Source organism: Natronococcus sp. CG52 (assembly GCF_023913515.1).
GTDB classification, from domain to species: Archaea; Halobacteriota; Halobacteria; order Halobacteriales; family Natrialbaceae; genus Natronococcus; species Natronococcus zhouii.
In genome coordinates this window covers 2,410,607-2,426,708 of the sequence record NZ_CP099391.1, presented here as the reverse complement: position 1 = coordinate 2,426,708, position 16,102 = coordinate 2,410,607, and the positions used below count along the sequence as shown (strand labels likewise).

The 16,102-nt window shown below is 65.8% G+C and carries 16 protein-coding genes; 8 read left to right on the top strand and 8 right to left on the bottom strand.

Features of this window, described 5'->3' with window-relative positions:
• Positions 1-19: 19 nt before the first annotated feature.
• From NED97_RS12245 to NED97_RS12220, 6 genes are all read right to left on the bottom strand, one after another.
• Positions 20-1,192, bottom strand: coding sequence for a S8 family peptidase (locus tag NED97_RS12245; RefSeq protein WP_252487316.1), 1,173 nt, complete (start codon positions 1,190-1,192; stop codon positions 20-22).
• Between the two features lie 285 nt (positions 1,193-1,477).
• Positions 1,478-2,221: a 3-oxoacyl-ACP reductase FabG gene (gene fabG / locus NED97_RS12240; protein WP_252487315.1), complete on the bottom strand. Its 744-nt coding sequence runs from the start codon at positions 2,219-2,221 to the stop codon at positions 1,478-1,480.
• Between the two features lie 166 nt (positions 2,222-2,387).
• Complete coding sequence (gene phaC, locus NED97_RS12235; protein WP_305884778.1) at positions 2,388-4,022, bottom strand: class III poly(R)-hydroxyalkanoic acid synthase subunit PhaC; 1,635 nt, start codon at positions 4,020-4,022, stop codon at positions 2,388-2,390.
• Positions 4,019-4,564, bottom strand: coding sequence for a poly(R)-hydroxyalkanoic acid synthase subunit PhaE (locus tag NED97_RS12230; RefSeq protein ID WP_252487314.1), 546 nt, complete (start codon positions 4,562-4,564; stop codon positions 4,019-4,021). Before NED97_RS12230 ends, phaC begins: the two co-directional genes overlap by 4 nt.
• Before the next feature lie 42 nt (positions 4,565-4,606).
• Positions 4,607-5,092 (bottom strand): hypothetical protein, encoded by a 486-nt coding sequence (locus NED97_RS12225; RefSeq protein WP_252487313.1) that lies wholly within the window; start codon positions 5,090-5,092, stop codon positions 4,607-4,609.
• Between the two features lie 3 nt (positions 5,093-5,095).
• On the bottom strand, positions 5,096-5,404 hold the full coding sequence (locus NED97_RS12220) for an AbrB/MazE/SpoVT family DNA-binding domain-containing protein (RefSeq protein ID WP_252487312.1): 309 nt from the start codon (positions 5,402-5,404) through the stop codon (positions 5,096-5,098).
• A 233-nt stretch (positions 5,405-5,637) separates the two neighbouring features.
• Here NED97_RS12220 and NED97_RS12215 point away from each other — a divergent pair, with 233 nt between their 5' ends.
• The 7 genes from NED97_RS12215 (at position 5,638) to cdd (ending at position 13,373) form a co-directional block, all read left to right on the top strand.
• Positions 5,638-6,273 (top strand): MaoC family dehydratase, encoded by a 636-nt coding sequence (locus tag NED97_RS12215; RefSeq protein ID WP_252487311.1) that lies wholly within the window; start codon positions 5,638-5,640, stop codon positions 6,271-6,273.
• An 86-nt stretch (positions 6,274-6,359) separates the two neighbouring features.
• Positions 6,360-7,730 (top strand): phosphohexomutase domain-containing protein, encoded by a 1,371-nt coding sequence (locus NED97_RS12210; protein ID WP_252487310.1) that lies wholly within the window; start codon positions 6,360-6,362, stop codon positions 7,728-7,730.
• A gap of 230 nt (positions 7,731-7,960) precedes the next feature.
• Positions 7,961-9,013 (top strand): BMP family lipoprotein, encoded by a 1,053-nt coding sequence (locus tag NED97_RS12205; RefSeq protein ID WP_252487309.1) that lies wholly within the window; start codon positions 7,961-7,963, stop codon positions 9,011-9,013.
• Between the two features lie 5 nt (positions 9,014-9,018).
• Positions 9,019-10,638: an ABC transporter ATP-binding protein gene (locus tag NED97_RS12200; protein ID WP_252487308.1), complete on the top strand. Its 1,620-nt coding sequence runs from the start codon at positions 9,019-9,021 to the stop codon at positions 10,636-10,638.
• Positions 10,638-11,864, top strand: coding sequence for an ABC transporter permease (locus tag NED97_RS12195; protein WP_252487307.1), 1,227 nt, complete (start codon positions 10,638-10,640; stop codon positions 11,862-11,864). The genes NED97_RS12200 and NED97_RS12195 overlap by 1 nt, the downstream gene beginning before the upstream one ends.
• Complete coding sequence (locus NED97_RS12190) at positions 11,857-12,924, top strand: ABC transporter permease (protein WP_252487306.1); 1,068 nt, start codon at positions 11,857-11,859, stop codon at positions 12,922-12,924. Before NED97_RS12195 ends, NED97_RS12190 begins: the two co-directional genes overlap by 8 nt.
• A gap of 56 nt (positions 12,925-12,980) precedes the next feature.
• Positions 12,981-13,373, top strand: a complete 393-nt coding sequence (cdd, locus tag NED97_RS12185; RefSeq protein ID WP_252487305.1) for a cytidine deaminase — start codon at positions 12,981-12,983, stop codon at positions 13,371-13,373.
• A gap of 12 nt (positions 13,374-13,385) precedes the next feature.
• Here cdd and NED97_RS12180 read toward each other — a convergent pair whose 3' ends face one another.
• On the bottom strand, positions 13,386-13,823 hold the full coding sequence (locus NED97_RS12180) for a DUF488 domain-containing protein (protein ID WP_252487304.1): 438 nt from the start codon (positions 13,821-13,823) through the stop codon (positions 13,386-13,388).
• A gap of 59 nt (positions 13,824-13,882) precedes the next feature.
• Between NED97_RS12180 and NED97_RS12175 the strand changes: the two genes are divergently transcribed.
• Positions 13,883-14,707, top strand: a complete 825-nt coding sequence (locus NED97_RS12175; protein ID WP_252487303.1) for a nucleoside phosphorylase — start codon at positions 13,883-13,885, stop codon at positions 14,705-14,707.
• Positions 14,708-14,717: 10 nt separating this feature from the next.
• On the opposite strand, the gene NED97_RS12170 is transcribed toward NED97_RS12175, so the two are convergent.
• On the bottom strand, positions 14,718-16,100 hold the full coding sequence (locus NED97_RS12170) for an APC family permease (RefSeq protein ID WP_252487302.1): 1,383 nt from the start codon (positions 16,098-16,100) through the stop codon (positions 14,718-14,720).
• Between the last annotated feature and the right edge of the window lie 2 nt (positions 16,101-16,102).

Genomic DNA, 16,102 nt, shown 5'->3' with positions numbered 1-16,102 from the left:
GTCGAAACGGCCGTCTCGTCTATACGTCCAGAGCGGCGGCAACGTCGAGGAGACCGTGTCCCTGGTCGTTGTCGTCGAGGCCGATATCCTCGGCCGTCTCGCAGAGGCGATCGCGAGCCTCTTCGTGGGTGTACCCGTTGGACATGAGGTGCCCCGCCGCGCCGGCGACGTGCGGACACGCCATCGACGTGCCGGAGAAGGTATCGTAGCCGCCAGCGACCGTCGAGTAGACGTCCTCGCCCGGTGCGGCGAGTTCGACTTCCGGACCGGTCGAGGAGAAGCCCGCGAGTTCGTCGTCCTCGGTAGTCGCGCTGATGGCGACCACTTCCGGCTCTGCGGCGGGATAGCTCACGCAGTCGGAACACGAGCCGTCGTTGCCCGCGGCTGCGACGAGGAAGACGCCTCGATCGTGGGCGTACGTGCAGGCGTCGGAGACGACGTCCGACTGGGCGCCGCCGAGGCTCAGGCTCGCGACGTCCCAGCCCTGCTCGGCCGTGTGTTCGATACCGGCGGCGATATCCGAGTTGGAGCCGGCTCCGAGGCAACTGAGGACTTTGACGGCGTGCAACGTCGCCTGCGTCGCGACGCCGACGACGCCGGTTCCGTCGTCCGGTGCGACGGCCGTCCCCGCACAGTGCGTTCCGTGGTCGTTGTCGTCGTCCCACGACTCGTTGCAGTCGTTCCCGTTTCCGCCGAGGAGACAGGTGAGCCCGCCGCAGCCGGTGAACGACGCCCCCTCGCCGAGAACGCCCTGTAACGCCTCGTGTGTCGAGTCGATCCCGGTATCGATGATCGCGATATCCGCACCGTCTCCGTCCTCACCAGCGTCGTGAGCTACCGGCGCGTCGACCCGCTCGATCCCCCACGGGGTCTCCTGGTCGAACGCCTGCATCTCGCCGTCCTCTTCGACGTAGCGAACGTTGGGGTTGCGCTGCAGTCCCGAGATCGCCTGCTCCGGGACGGTCATCGTCATCGCGTCGAAAGCGAACTCGCGGCGGACCTCCGTCGCCGCCTCTGCTGCCGCACTCCGACCGCGTTCGTTCTCGAATCCGACGTTCACCTCGAGATTCTCTCCGGAATCCGCGGCGGCGATACCGGTAAGCCCGACGCCGGCGACGGCGCTCGAGCCTGCACGAAGAAGCGATCGGCGGCTTACGTACGAGTCATCTAGTCCGTTGTTATTTTCATCCATTCCGACGAATGAATCCGATCGGTTGTATTTATCTCTTCTTATATATCTTTAGTAACATAGTTACACAATATCTCTCATCCGCCGCTCGTTCGACCTGATTCGACGGATAGCAGTCACGCTCGTATCGACGATTGACCGGACGCCCGCCGCTGACGCTCTCGAACGGGGACGGCGCTTTTGCTCTCGGAGGACGTCGAACCGGGAGACGAGATCGCGGTTAGCGACGCGCTCGAGAACGGAGAACTGAGGCGCCGTCGCACTCGACGATAAATCGGTTCCTCGCGGCTACAGGTCCATCCCGCCGTTGACGTCGATCACTTCGCCCGTGACGTACGAGGAGTTCCGCCCCGCGAGGAAACAGACGACGGCGGCGATGTCTTCGACCTCCGCCAGGCGCTCGAGCGGGATGCCGGCGATGATGCGATCGAGCACGTGGTCGGGAACGCTCTCGACCATGTCCGTTCGGGTAAAACCCGGTGCGACGCAGTTCGCCGTCGAACCGCCCTGGGCGAGTTCGAGCGCGATCGTCCGGGTGAACCCGAACATTCCGCTTTTCGCGGTGGCGTAGTTCGCTTGGCCGAAGTTCCCCTGTTTGCCGACCACGCTCGAGATGTTGATGAGCCGTCCCTCGTCGGCGTTCCAGATGTCGTCGTAGAACGTCTGGGTGCAGTTGAACATCCCGCCTAAGTTGACGTCCATCACGCGGTCCCACTCCTCGCGGGTCATCTCGGTGAACTGCTTGTCGGCGGTGATGCCGGCGTTGTTCACCAGGACGTCGGCCGGGCCGAACGCCTCGTGGCAGACCTCACGCATGTGTTCGACGTCCTCGAGGATGGAGACGTCGGCCTGCGCCGTGACGGCACTTCCACCGGCGCTTTCGATGGCCTCGACCGCCTCGTGTGCTGCCCCCTCGGATGACCGGTAGTTGATGACGACGTTTGCCCCCTTCTCGCCGAGATGTTCTGCGATCCCGCGTCCGATCCCGCGCGCCGATCCTGTGATGACACAGGTGCGTCCGTCCATGGACATCGTTACTGAATATTCGACGACCGACGGTATATAACGACCTGCTAGGGTTCAGTACACGCTATCGAGAAGAACACTTTCGGTCGGCGCCGTTCTCGGCCGTTTCGAACCGTGCAACCGCCCGAAGCGCACGGAGTGAGGTCGCAGAAACCGGAGTATCGCGAGTCCGTTACCGCTGCTGGGCCTGTTCGATCCAGTCTTCGATCCGGCTCGGGGGGATTTCCGTTTCGGCGGCGAGTTCCGCAGTGTCGACGGCGGCGAGTTGGTCGAACGTCTCGACGCCGGCCGCGGCGAGCTCGTCGGCGTAGGCTTGTCCGACGCCGTTCAGGTCGGTGAGGTCGTCCGTTTCGGACTCGATCGCCGACGAAGCGGTCTCGTCGGCGACCTCCTCGACGATGTCCTCGTCGACGTTCATCTCGCCCGGTTCGGCGGATTCCTCCTGGATGTCGTCCTCGCCGCGCTCGATAATCTCTTCGTCCGATCGGTCCGCGCCGTGGTGCTCGCTCGTCTCGGCGTCAACGTCGGCACCGGGATTCGCTTCGGCCGTTTCGGCGGTCGTACCCCCCTCTTCCGAGAGGTCTTCGGGACCCGTCTCGTTGCCCTCGACGTCTTCGGCGAGAGCGGCGTCCGGCTCCTCGGGCGCGGGCGTCTCCGGTTCGGTCGCCTCGGCACCGACGGCTTCGCCGCCTTCACGAGACGCCGGAGGCGTCTCGCCCTCCCCGTCCGACCGCGCTTCGAACCAGTCACAAACGTCGGGCCAGAGTTCGGCGTGGCTCCGCGAGGAGACGGACATGCCGATGTGTCCCGTCGGGAACTCCATGATCTCGGTGTCGTCGGAGGAGATCGCCTCGTTGAACGGTTTGGACGCTTCCGGCGGGATGAGGTGGTCGTACTCCGCGACGATCTGGAGGACGGGCATGTCGATCTCGCCGACGTCGACGCGCTCGCCGCCGAGCTCGAGTTCGTTCTCGACCAGCTTGTTCTCCTGGTAGATGTCCTCGATGAACTCCTCGTAGGCGACGCCCGCGACGTCGATTCCCTCGTCGAGCCAGCGCTCCATCCGGGCGAAGTTCTCGACGAAGTCCTCGTCCTCCATGTTGTCGTAGAACCGGACGTACTTCGTCACGTTGTTCGCGACGGGATCCATCAGCGCGAAGCCGACGTCTAAGAACTCCGCCGGGACGTTGCCGAAGGTGTCGGTGACCGTCTCGGGGTCGTAGTAGTCTTCGGCGCCCCAGAGCTCCAGGACGCCACCCTCGCCGGTGAAACAGAGACCGGCCGCCATCAGTGCGAGGTTTTCGACCTTCTCGGGTTCGAGGGCGGCGTACATGGCCGACATCGTCCCGCCCATGCAGTAGCCGAGGATGTTGATCGCGTCCTGACCGGAGCGCTCGCGGACCTCGTCGACGCAGTTATCGATGTAGCGGTTGACGTAGTCGTCGAGCGAGAGCGAGCGGTCGAGCGCCGACGGCTCGCCCCAGTCGATCATGTAGACGTCGAACCCGGCCTCGAGCAGCGTCTGAACCACCGAGCGGTCGGGCTGGAGGTCGAGGATGTACGGCTTGTTGATCAGCGCGTAGACGATGAGGATGGGGATGTCGTGTTGCTCCTCGGTCTTCGCCTCGTAGTGGAGAAGTTTGAGCTTGTTCTCCTCGTAGACGACTTCGCTCGGCGTCTGTCCAACCTCGGTGTTCTCGATGGTCTCGGTCCGATCCGGAGCGACCCGCGTCTTCTCGGCGAGGCCGGCGGCGCCCTCCCAGGCCTGGCGTTGCATCTCCAGGACGGTCGTATACGGGTTCTTCATTGCTCTTCGAGGTGGTCGAGAACGCGGTCGAGTTTTTGCTCGACGGCGTGCTGACGGCGCTCGAGTTCGACGAGTCGATCGCCAACCTCGACGACGTCGCTTTCGGTCGCGAATCCGAGCGTGTGCAGCGTCTCCTCGGCGGCCTCGTCGGCCTGCTGCTGGAGTTCCAGCACGTCGCCGACGGTCTCGCCGGTCATCTTCGCGAAGGCGGTCGTCGACATGACCTCCTTGAAGGCGTCGTTAGCCGTGTTGAGCCAGACGTCGCGGAACTCCTCGAGTTCGACGTCCTCGCCCTCGAGCGTGTCGTTCATCCGGTCGACCATCTGCTGTGAGGCGTTCATCCACGTCTCGTAGGCCCGAGCGTAGCCCTCGACCCCCTCTGAGATCTCCTCATCCTCGGACATCTCGCCGACGGTCTCGGACCAGCTTTCGACGAATCGGGCCTGCGCTTCCATGTTGTCCTCGAGCGCGTCGAGGAACTGCTCGTTCCACTGTTCGACGAATGCGTTCCAGTTCTGTGACTGGGGTGGTGAGTCTGTCATTGGCAGAAAATTTGGGGTGTGTGAACAAAAGGCTGTGGACGGTTACGCGGAGACGTCGAACTCGTCGGCGGCGTCCTCGACGTTCTCGGCGACGACCGACGCGTTCTGCTCGATCTGCTCGTGGGCCTCGAGTGCGGCGTCGAAGGAGCTGTCGACGACGTTGGTGTAGCTGGCGGCGAACTCGTCGTAGGCGGCCCCGGACTCCTCGAGCGCGTCGGCGATGGACTCGAGCGACTCGGTCTGGGCCTCGGTCGCGGAGTCGACGCCCTCGTCAATCATCTCGCGGAGCGCTTCGAAGTCGGCGCTCTCCTCCGGCAGCGAGGCCTCGACGGCGTCGAGGTAGGCGTGGGCGGCACCCTTGGTGAGGTCGGCGTTGGATTCGACGACGTCGCTCGAGGACTCGACGGCGTCGACGAAGGCGTGGAACGACGTCTGCTGCGCCTCGAGGGCGTCGTGGGTGAAGTTCTGGCTCTGTTCGATGGCGGTGCGCTGTGCGTCGAAGACTGCGGTGAATGGGTTCTGTGTCATTGGTTACTCCTCGCGGTTTCGTTTGACGGGGACGACGATCGTCTGAACGATGTCACCCTCCTGAATGTCGAGGGCGTCTCGTTCGGGTTCGGGAATGCTGATCCGACCGCCGCTCTGGACGCGAGCCTTGAACGTCGCCGTTCCCATGTTCATAGGGTTCGACGCGTTCTGAAGCGGATTCGCGGAACTCGCCTGCAGCAACTGTTTCAACATCTCCTGCTGGGATTCGGCGACCTGCTCTCCGGCGTCCTGCATCTGCTCGGCGAACATCGCAGGCGGGAACCAGGGCGATTGGTCGGAGTCGTCCGTCATCACCAGTCTCTACGTCGTCATCCTTGATAAGCGTTTCCGCTGAATACCATTGAATGTCATTGAATGGTGTTCACTGTATCTGTGACCCGGGCCCCGCCGATTCCGCGACCGATCGACGGCTCTCACACCCTCGAGCGGGCCGCGCAACCGACCGTTACCGAGAATAATGGCGGTAATTCTGAATTAGTCCATTCAAAGGAGTCATAACCTCCTCACACCTATGCGTTCACGAGATGTCACACCAGAACGCCGGTGAGAACGGTTTTGCCACCCTGGCGAACGTCTGGTCGGCGACGACCCGAGCCCTCCTCGAGAACGCGACCGCAGCGAACCGCGCCGTCGTCTCCGCGATGGATTCGACCGAGACGAACGGCAGATCGATCGCCGAGACGACGGACGCAGCGATCCCGTCGCTCGAGTACTCCGATACCGACTGGGTGTTCGACCGCAGCGTCGACGATCCGGCGAACCTCGGCGCCGGCGACGCCGTCACGTTCGAGAAGGAGCTCTCCGAGGAAGACGTCCGTGCGTTCGCGGAGATCAGCGGCGACACGAACCGTCTTCACCTCGACGACGCGTTCGCCGCCGACACCCGATTCGGCGAGCGTATCATCCATGGGACGCTGGTCTCCGGGCTCATCAGCGCCGCCCTGGCCCGCCTGCCCGGACTCACGATCTACCTCTCCCAGGACCTCGAGTTCGCCGGCCCCGTCGGCATCGGTGATCGAGTATCCGCTCGCGTCGAGATCCTCGAGGATCTCGGCAACAACCAGTACCGGCTCGAGACGATCGTTCGCGACGAGGACGCCGACGCGACGGTCGTCAACGGCGAGGCCGTCGTCCTGATCGACGACCTGCCCGAGGCGTAACGGAGCGGTTGCCGACCCCCGCACATCCGTCGCTGCGCGGATCAAACGTCAGGCACTATAAGTAGTTCCTCGCGGAACGAGCCACCATGACACTGTTCGGGACCGCTGGGATTCGCGGCCCAGTCGAAGACGTATCGCCGTCGCTCGCCCTCGCCGTCGGCCAGGCCGCCGGCGAACCGGGGACGACGTTCGTCGTCGGACGCGACGGCCGAGAGACGGGGCCGGCGCTCGCGGCGGCGGTGGAGGCCGGCCTCGAGAGCGCGGGCGCCGACGTCCTCCGCGCCGGCCAGCTGCCGACGCCGGCGCTCGCGTTCGCCTCGCGCGGCCGTCGAGGCGTCATGCTCACCGCGAGTCACAATCCGCCGAGCGACAACGGAATCAAACTCTTCGTCGACGGCGTCGAGTACGACAGCGAGGCCGAGGGCCTGATCGACGAACAGGTCGCCGGCGAGTCGTCCGGACTCGCGTCGTGGGAGGAGTGGGGCCACTCGGCCACCGCCGACGTCCTCGAGCAGTACCGCGACGCCGTCGAGAACTACGTTCGCACTCGATTCGATAAGCGGGCACATCCGCTGGCGGGGCTGTCGGTCGCGGTCGACTGCGGCAACGGGGTGGGAGCGCTCGCGACGCCGCAGGTCCTCGACGATCTCGGCGCCGAGGTCGTCGCCGTCAACGCGAACGTCGACGGCTACTTCTCCGGGCGCGCCAGCAAACCGACTCCCGAGACGCTGACCGAGTTCAGCGCGTTCCTCGCCGAGGGATCGTTCGACCTCGGCCTGGCCCACGACGGCGACGCCGACCGCCTCGTCGTGCTCGAACCCGACGGCGGGGTTATCCACGAGGACACCGTCCTCGCCCTCGTCGCGGCCCACTACACCGAGACCAGCGAGGCCGCCGACCCCGTCGTCGTCACCACCCCGAACGCCTCGGCCCGAATCGACGAGCGGGTTCGGGAGGCCGGCGGGCGCGTCGAACGCGTCCGACTCGGCTCGCTTCACGAGGGTATTGCTCGAGAACGCGCGCGCGGCGACGATGACACCGAAGTCGCCTTCGCGGCCGAGCCCTGGAAGCACATTCACACCGCTTTCGGCGGCTGGATCGACGGCGTCACGAGCGCGGCCGTCGTCGCCGCGCTCACCGCCGACGCCGGCGATACCGCGACGCTTCGGGCACCCGTCACCGAACGCCCCTATCGGAAGGTGAGCATCGACTGTCCCGACCGGCTCAAGGCCGACGCGATGGCCGCTCTCGAGACCGACCTCCCCGACGCGTTCCCGGAGGCGACCGTCGACACGGATTACGGCGTTCGCCTCGAGTTCGAGGACGCCTCCTGGATACTCGTCCGACCGAGCGGCACCGAACCCTACGTTCGGCTCTACGCCGAGAGCGACGAGGTCGACGAGCTGGTCGCCGAGGGACGAGCCGTCGTCGATCGGTCGATCGAATCGGTACGATAGTTCGACCAGCCCGCTCAAGTTCGGCCGTGACCCCATCGATCGGTCGAGGGATTTGCGATCCGTCACCCTGATACGTTTATTAACTTACTACGAACGCTGGTAGCTTCTACAGGCGGAACAGGTCGAGTGCCTCGGGGCTTGATCCCGAGGCGCTTCACAATGCACGAGCGTCCAGTCAGAGGCCGCGAATCCGCATCACTTAACCCACTCTCGTGCACTACCCCACTATCATGGTGCGTGATAGACGGCGGTTCTTGTACGGCACGGGTGTGGCCGGTCTCACGGCGCTTGCCGGTTGCGTCGGCGGGTTCGGCGACGAAGGAGAGGGCGAAGATACCAACGTCGGCATGGTCTACGCGACCGGCGGGCTGGGCGACGACTCGTTCAATGACATGGCACAACAGGGCGTCCTCCAGGCCGAAGAGGAATTCGGAGTCTCGTTCGACGAGGCCGAACCGGGCTCCGTCGGCGATTTCGACGGCGCACAGCGGAGTTTCGCCGAGTCCGGCGACTACGATCTGGTCAGCTGTATCGGCTTCGCCCAGGAGGACGCGCTCCGCGAGAACGCCGAGGAGTACTCCGACCAGAACTTCATGATCGTCGACACGGTCGTCGAGGCGGACAACGTCCGGAGCTACGTCTTCGACGAACCCGCGGGTTCGTTCCTGGTCGGCACCCTCGCAGGCCTGTTGACGGACACCGAGTTCGCGGCCGGCGACGGCGAGACCAACCCCGACGAGTCGACCGTCGGCTTCGTCGGCGGCGAGGAGTCGCCCCTGATCGAGTCGTTCCACGCCGGCTTCGAGGCCGGCGTCGAACACGCCAACCCGGACGCGGAGGTTCTCTCGAGCTACGTCGGCGACTTCAACGACACCGGGGGAGGTCAGGAGACGGCCCGCCTGATGTACGAGTCGGGTGCGGATATCGTCTTCCACGCCGCGGGTCGGACGGGGGTCGGCGTCTTCCAGGCCGCCGAATCCGAGGGCCGGTTCGCGATCGGCGTCGACGACGACCAGTCTATGAGCCAGGAGGATTACGCGGACGTCATCGTCTCGAGTATGGTCAAGCGCGTGGACGAAGCGGTGTTCACCGCGATCGAGTCCGTCATCGACGACGCCTTCGAGGGCGGCGAAGTCGAGGAACTCGGACTCGAGGACGACGCCATCGAGAACGTCTACGGACAGTCGATCGGCGACGAGATTCCGGACGAGATCACGGAGGAGGTCGAATCGACCCGACAGCAGATCATCGACGGGGAGATCGAGGTACCGGACGAGCTGTGAGTGCCATGAGTGATCCGGGTACAGCCACGGAGCGGGGTGAACGACCGAACGCGGAGCTCGCCGTCCACCTCGACGGGATCACGAAACGGTTCCCCGGTGTCGTCGCGAACGATGACGTCGACCTCCGCGTCGACCGCGGGAGCGTCCATGCGCTACTGGGCGAGAACGGTGCCGGCAAGACGACGCTGATGAACGTCCTCTACGGGCTCTACGAGCCCACAGAGGGCCGTGTCGTCGTCGACGGCGAGGGGCGGTCGTTCGACAGGCCGCGGGATGCAATCGACGCGGGTGTCGGCATGATCCACCAGCACTTCATGCTGGTCGATACGATGACCGTCGCCGAGAACATCGCGCTCGGCAGCGAGCCGCGGAAGTGGTGGGGGCTGGCGGTCGACCACGACCGGATCGAGCGCGAGATCGAGGATCTCTGTGATCGTTACGGGTTCTCGGTCGACCCGTCGGCGACCGTCGAAGAGCTGAGCGTCGGTGCCCAGCAGCGCGTCGAGATCCTGAAGGCGCTGTACCGCGGCGCGGACGTGCTCATCCTCGACGAGCCGACGGCCGTACTGACGCCCCAGGAGGTCGAGGACCTCTACGGCGTCCTCGAGGAGCTCACCGACCAGGGGAAGACGATCATCTTCATCACCCACAAGCTCGGCGAGGCGATGCACGCGGCCGACGCGATCACCGTCCTCCGGGACGGGAAATCGGTCGGGACGGTCGAACCGGACGGGACCACCCGCGAGGAGCTCGCCGAACTCATGGTCGGTCGCGAGGTCCTCCTCGAGGCCGACAGCGAACCGGTCGACGTCGGTCGGCCGATCCTCTCGGCGTCGGACCTGACCGTCGAGGGCGACCGCGGGGTCGAACTCGTCTCGGATACCGACCTCGAGATTCGTGCCGGCGAAATATTCGGCATTGCGGGCGTCGACGGCAACGGACAGAGCGAGCTAATCGACGCGATCACGGGGCTCCGAACGCCCGACGAGGGGACGGTCCACTTCGACGGGGAGAACGTAACGTCCTGGTCGCGCCGCCGCCGGATCGACGCCGGCATGGCGCACGTTCCGGAGGACCGCCACGAACAGGGGCTCGTCATGCCGTTCGATCTCGTCGAGAACGCCGTCCTCGGCAGCCAGCGGTCGCCGCGGTTCGCCACCAACGGTCGCATCGACTGGAGCGACGTTCGCGAGCACGCGGAGGACGTCATCGAGACCTACGACGTCCGACCGCCGAACGCCGCCGCCGACGCGGAGTCGTTCTCCGGCGGCAACCAGCAGAAGTTCATCGTCGGACGCGAACTCGAGCGGAATCCGGAGCTCGTCGTCGCGACCCATCCGACGCGGGGCGTCGACATCGGCTCGACCGAGTTCATCCACGACCGGCTCCTTGAACTCCGTCGCGAGGGGAAGGCGGTCCTGCTCGTCTCCTCGAAGCTCGACGAGGTGCAGGCGCTGTCGGATCGACTCGCCGTCATCTACGAGGGAGAGTTCGTCGACGTCACCGATCCGGACGCGGTTACCGAGGAGGAACTCGGCCTGCTCATGGCCGGCGAGCAGCCGGACGGCCACGACCGCGAGTCGACGGCGGACGTCGACAAGCCCGCCGAGGGAGGTGAGCGGTGATGCGGGACGACATCGAGCGATTGCTCGACCGACTCGTCCACGCGTCGGTTGTCGAGCGCGTCGTCATCAGCTTCGCGGCGCTGTTCGCGGCGATCCTGATCGGCGGCGTTCTCGTCTTCATCTCCGGCGGGTTCGCCTCCTGTCGAACCGGGCTCGATCTTGCCGGGATGACCTTCTGTTACAACCCCATGCAGGTCTACTACGAGCTGTTCCTCGGCTCGCTAGGCCACCCGCTCGGGGGCAACTGGAGTCCGATGAACTACAGCCTCGCGACGACGCTCCGCCAGACGACTCTGTTGATCTTTGCCGGTCTCTCCGTCGCCGTCGCCTTCCGGGCAGGCCTGTTCAACATCGGAACGCAGGGACAGCTGATCGTCGGCGGCCTGCTGACCGCGGTGACGGTCCTGTTCGCGGCGTCGTACGTCCCCGGCGGTTTCGTCGGCACCGTGCTCCTGGTCCCGATCGGCGTCCTCGCGGGTGCGATCGGCGGCGGCTTCTACGGCGCGATACCGGGTGCGCTCAAGGCGTACGCGGACGCCAACGAGGTAATCACGACGATCATGCTCAACTTCATCGCCGTCGGCGTCACGTCGACGCTGCTCTCCTGGCGGTTCCAAGACCCCGATAGCGCTAACCCGCAGACCCGACCGGTGCCGGAGTACGCCGAGATTCCGAACGTTCCGTTCGTCGGCTTCAGCGGCCGGATGGACTTCTCGCTGCTCGCGCTTGGCTTCGCGGCCGTGCTCATGATCTTCGTCGCCTGGCTGCTCGCCCGGACCTCGTTCGGCTACGAACTCCGGACGAGCGGCGTCCAGCCCGAGGCAGCAGCCTACGGCGGCGTCGACGAGAAGCGCATGACGGTCGCGAGCATGACCCTGTCGGGCGCTCTCGGAGGTATCGCCGGCGCGTTCTGGGTGCTGATGCAACACGGCTACTGGCTCGAGAACGTTCCGCCGCTCGGGTTCGACGGCATCGCCGTCTCGATCCTGGCGGGGAACAACCCGCTCGGGGTCGGCGCCGCGGCATTCCTCTTCGGCATCCTCTCGAGCGGCTCGCGGTCGATCAACACCGCGACGGACGTGCCGCCGGAACTCGTCGGGATCCTGTCGGGGCTGATCATCCTCTTCGTCGCGATGCCCGAGTTCTTCCGCATGATCGGGCGTCGGTTCGTCGACGTCGACGACGCTGCGCCGGCGCGGTCCGCCGGAGGTGAGGCGGATGATTGACGGCCTCTCTCGGCGGAGAATCCTCCGGAGTGTCGGAGCGCTCACGGCGCTGTGGATTGTCGCCGGTCTCGCGTTCCCCGACTCGTGGGCAGGCGTGCTGCTCTCGATCGCCGCCAGCCCGAGCACGCACACGGCGATGCTTCGTCTCGCCGTCCCCATCGCGCTGGCCGCGCTCGGCGGGATCTTCGCCGAGAAGAGCGGCGTGATCAACATCGGGCTCGAGGGACTGCTCATCGTCTCGGCGTTCTCGGCCATCATCGTGACGTTCTGGCTGGGATCGGGCGAGTCGACGATGCTGCTCTCTCACCACTGGTGGGGCTTCGCGGTCGGCGTCCTCGCGAGCACCCTCTTCGCGCTGATCTTCGCCATCGTTTGCATCGACTTCAAGGCAGATCAGATCATCGCGGGGCTCGCGGTCTGGCTGATCGCGCTCGGACTCGCTCCGTTCGCCTCCCGAATCGTCTTCGACAGCCCGAACACCGCCGGAGTCGGACGGTTCCAGAACGTGACGATTCCGTTGCTGTCGGAGATCCCGTTCTTCGGCTACCTGCTGTTCGACACGCCGCCGCAGGTGTACCTCATGCTCGGGGCCACCGCCGCGGGCTGGTACCTGCTCAACCGGACGGCGTTCGGCCGCTGGGTCGTCGCCAGCGGCGAGAACCCGAAGGCGCTCGACACGGCGGGCGTCGACGTTCGCAAGGTCCGGTACGCCGCGGTGGTGCTCTCGGGCGTCTTCGCAGGCCTCGGCGGGGCCGGCTTCGCGCTCGGTCAGCTCGGCACGTTCGCCGGCGGCGGCGAGACGGCCATCGGCGGCCGCGGATTCATCGCCATCGCGACCTACCTCTTCGCGAACTACCATCCGATTGGCGCGCTGCTGGGCTCGTTCCTCTTCGCCGGACTCGAGGCGCTCCAGATCCAGCTCCAGAACCTCGGCTACGCGGTGCCGACGGAGCTGATCCGGACGATCCCGTACGTGACGGTGATCGTCGTGCTCGTCTTCGTCGGCAAGACCCGGCTGCCGGAGGCGGCCGGCGAAGCCTACGACGGCGACGAGGACTGAGCGTCTGAGTCGCCTTGGGTCGGTGCCTTCTTGGATCTCATCGACGTATCGCGTCCATGAACGAACTGATCGACGCCGCTCGCGAGATCCAGTCGCAGGCCCACGTTCCCTACTCCGAGTATCCGGTCGGTGCCGCCCTCGAGACGACCGACGGCGAGGTCTTCGTCGGCTGTAACCTCGAAAACGCGAACTTCAGCAACAGTCTCCACGCCGAGGAGGTCGCGGTCGCCGAGGCGGTCAAGGAGGGACACCGCGACTTCGAACGGATCGCCGTTAGCTCCGGCCGCCGGGACGGCGTCACGCCGTGCGGAATGTGCCGACAGACTCTGACGGAGTTCTGTGATGACGACCTCGTCGTGCTCTGTGACGAGGGTGAGGACGAACCGGTCTCGGAGTACACGCTCGGGGAACTGTTGCCCGATACGATCACCCAGGAAACGCTCGAGTAGCACGCCGTTGGTTCAGTTCCCGGCGCGTTTCTCGAGTCGCTCCCGAAGAACCGTCCGGTGACACCGCTTCTTCTCGGTGTTCTCGTAACAGACCAGCGCCAGCGACTCGCCGGACGCGAGTCGATCCGCGAGAGACTCGAGCGCCGCCTGTGCCTCCGTCGAGTCCTCGAGATGGCGTTGGTACTGCTCGCCGAAGTCGACCTGTTCCCACGCGGCGTTGTGCGCGCCCTCCTCACAGATCCCCTGCATCTTGAGGTCCTCCTCGGTCTGTCGGATCGACTCGAGCAGGTCGGGCGGCGGGCCGAGTTCGGGAACGTTCTCGTCGACGGCCGCGTGGAACCACGGCGTCGGACTGCGAACGACGCCGACCAGCGTCGCGTCCGCCGGTAGGTCGGCCAGATCGTGCTGTAGCGCGGCCACGTACGTGTCCGTGAGCGCGGCGTCTCCCATAGCTGGGCTACGACCGCCCGGCATTTATATACAGCGCGGGTGCGAATCGGCGGACCCGAATGCCCGGAGACAGCGAAGATCCGAACGCCGACGTACAGTACCACCTCGAGGTCGACGCGGACGACGTCGCCGACACCGTGCTCCTGCCCGGGAACCCCGAGCGACTCGAGGTCATCGTCGATTACTGGGACGACCACGAGATGCGGGCTCACCACCGCGAGTACCGGACCGCGACCGGGAGCTACGAGGGGACGCCCATCTCGGTCACCTCGACCGGAATCGGAAGTCCGTCCGCGGCGATCGCCGTCGAGGAGCTCGCCCGCGTCGGCTGCGAGACCTTTATTCGAGTCGGCTCCTGCGGCGCCGTCCAGCCCGAGATGAACGTCGGCGATCTCGTGATCACGACCGGCGGTCTCCGCCAGGAGGGGACCAGCGACGAGTACGTGCGGGAGGACTACCCCGCGGTCGCCGACCACGAGGTCGTCACCGCGCTCGTCGCCGCCGCCGAGCGACTCGGCTACGACTACCACACCGGCGTCACGATGAGCGCCGACTCCTTCTACGCCGGCCAGGGACGGCCCGGTTTCGAGGGGTTCGAGGCGGCCGGCTCGACCGACCTAGTCGAGCAACTCGCCGAGGCGAACGTCAAGAACATCGAAATGGAGGCGAGCGCCATCCTTACGCTGGCGAGCATCTACGGACTCCGCGCGGGCGCGGTCTGTACCGTCTACGCCGACCGACAGGGCGGCGAGTTCAGCAAGGAGGGCGAGTCGCGCGCCGCCGAGACCGCCACGCTCGCGACCCACCTGCTCGCGAAAATGGACCAAAAAAAGCGCGAGGCGGGCGTCGACCGCTGGCACGCCGGCCTCTCGCTCGAGGACTGAGACTGACGACTCAGTTGGTCTCGAGTCGCTCGTTCTCGTGGAGCCGTTGCATTCGCGTCTCGAGGTCGACACCCCTGTTCTCGAACCACTGGACCCGTGCCCGGTAGACGATGTAGCCGAACACGAGCCAGCCGAGCAGGACGGCGACCATCGCCGGAAGCTGGGTCGCGACCAGGACCCACAGGAGCGTCGCGGAGCCGACCGCGCCGACGGCGGTCACCTTGAGCAGCCACGGCGGGAGCTTGTAGATCGAGTACTCGTAGCGTTGCGGGTAGACCTTAGGCAGGTTCCAGAGCGCGATTCCGGCGACGGCGAGCCCGAACAGGATGGCCATCGACAGCGCGACCGAGAGGACGACGGGTCCCGGAGAGATCGGCGCGACGAGCAGCGGCGGGACGCCGAGGAGAATAATGGCGACGTACGGCGAGTCGTACCGATCGTGGACCCGGGCCAGGGCCGCGGGGATCACGTCGTCTCGCCCGGCGCGCATGAGGATTCGCGAGTAGGCGGTGTAGGTCATGTTGATCGAGGTGAGCGCGCCCATCGCGGCCGCCAGCAGGACGAGCGCCGTCAGTGGCGCCGGGAAGTTGTCCAGCGAGACCTGCGCGACGGCGGCGTCCATCCCGCCGAGCGCTTGCCAGTTCGTCGTCCCCACGAGCACGACCACAAGTCCGACGAGCAGCGAGAGCGAGACCGCCGCGGACAGGCCCAGCACGCGGGGAATGTTCTTCGCGGGGTTCTCCATCTCCTCGCCGAGTTCGAGTACGAGCCGGAATCCGCGCAGCGGGAAGTACATCGAGACGACCGCGACGACGAAGGGGCCGACGCCCTCGGGGAACAGTGGCGCGTAGTTGCCCGTGTCGACGAGGAACGCGCCTGGAACGATGAACGCGAGCATTCCGAGCACGATCGCCGCGACCATGAGGAACTGAACGATCGCGACCATTCGGATTCCGAGCACGTTCAGCACGATAAACGGCACGAGCAGCGCGTAGATCAGCGCGAGTTCGGGAACCGACGGGACGATCGAGACGGCCGTCGAGATGAAGTTGACGTACTCCGCAAAGCCGATGCCGATGAACAGCATCCCCGCCCAGACGCCCGGGATGGCGATCCAGGGCAAGAGAAATCCCCAGAAGGGGCCGACGAGCCTCGAGGCGTAGACGTAACTCCCCCCGGCGGCGGGAATCGCGCTGCCCAACTGAAGCGACATGAGAATCCCGAAGAACAGCGGGACCATCGCGAGCAACAGCGCGAGTACGATACTCGGCCCGGCCTGGCCGGCGAGCGGTCCGGGAAGGACGAACGCGCTCACCCCGATGACGTTACCCACGATGAGCACCGTCGCCCCGACGAGTCCGACCTTGGTGTTTATTATACCATAATTTTCCATTA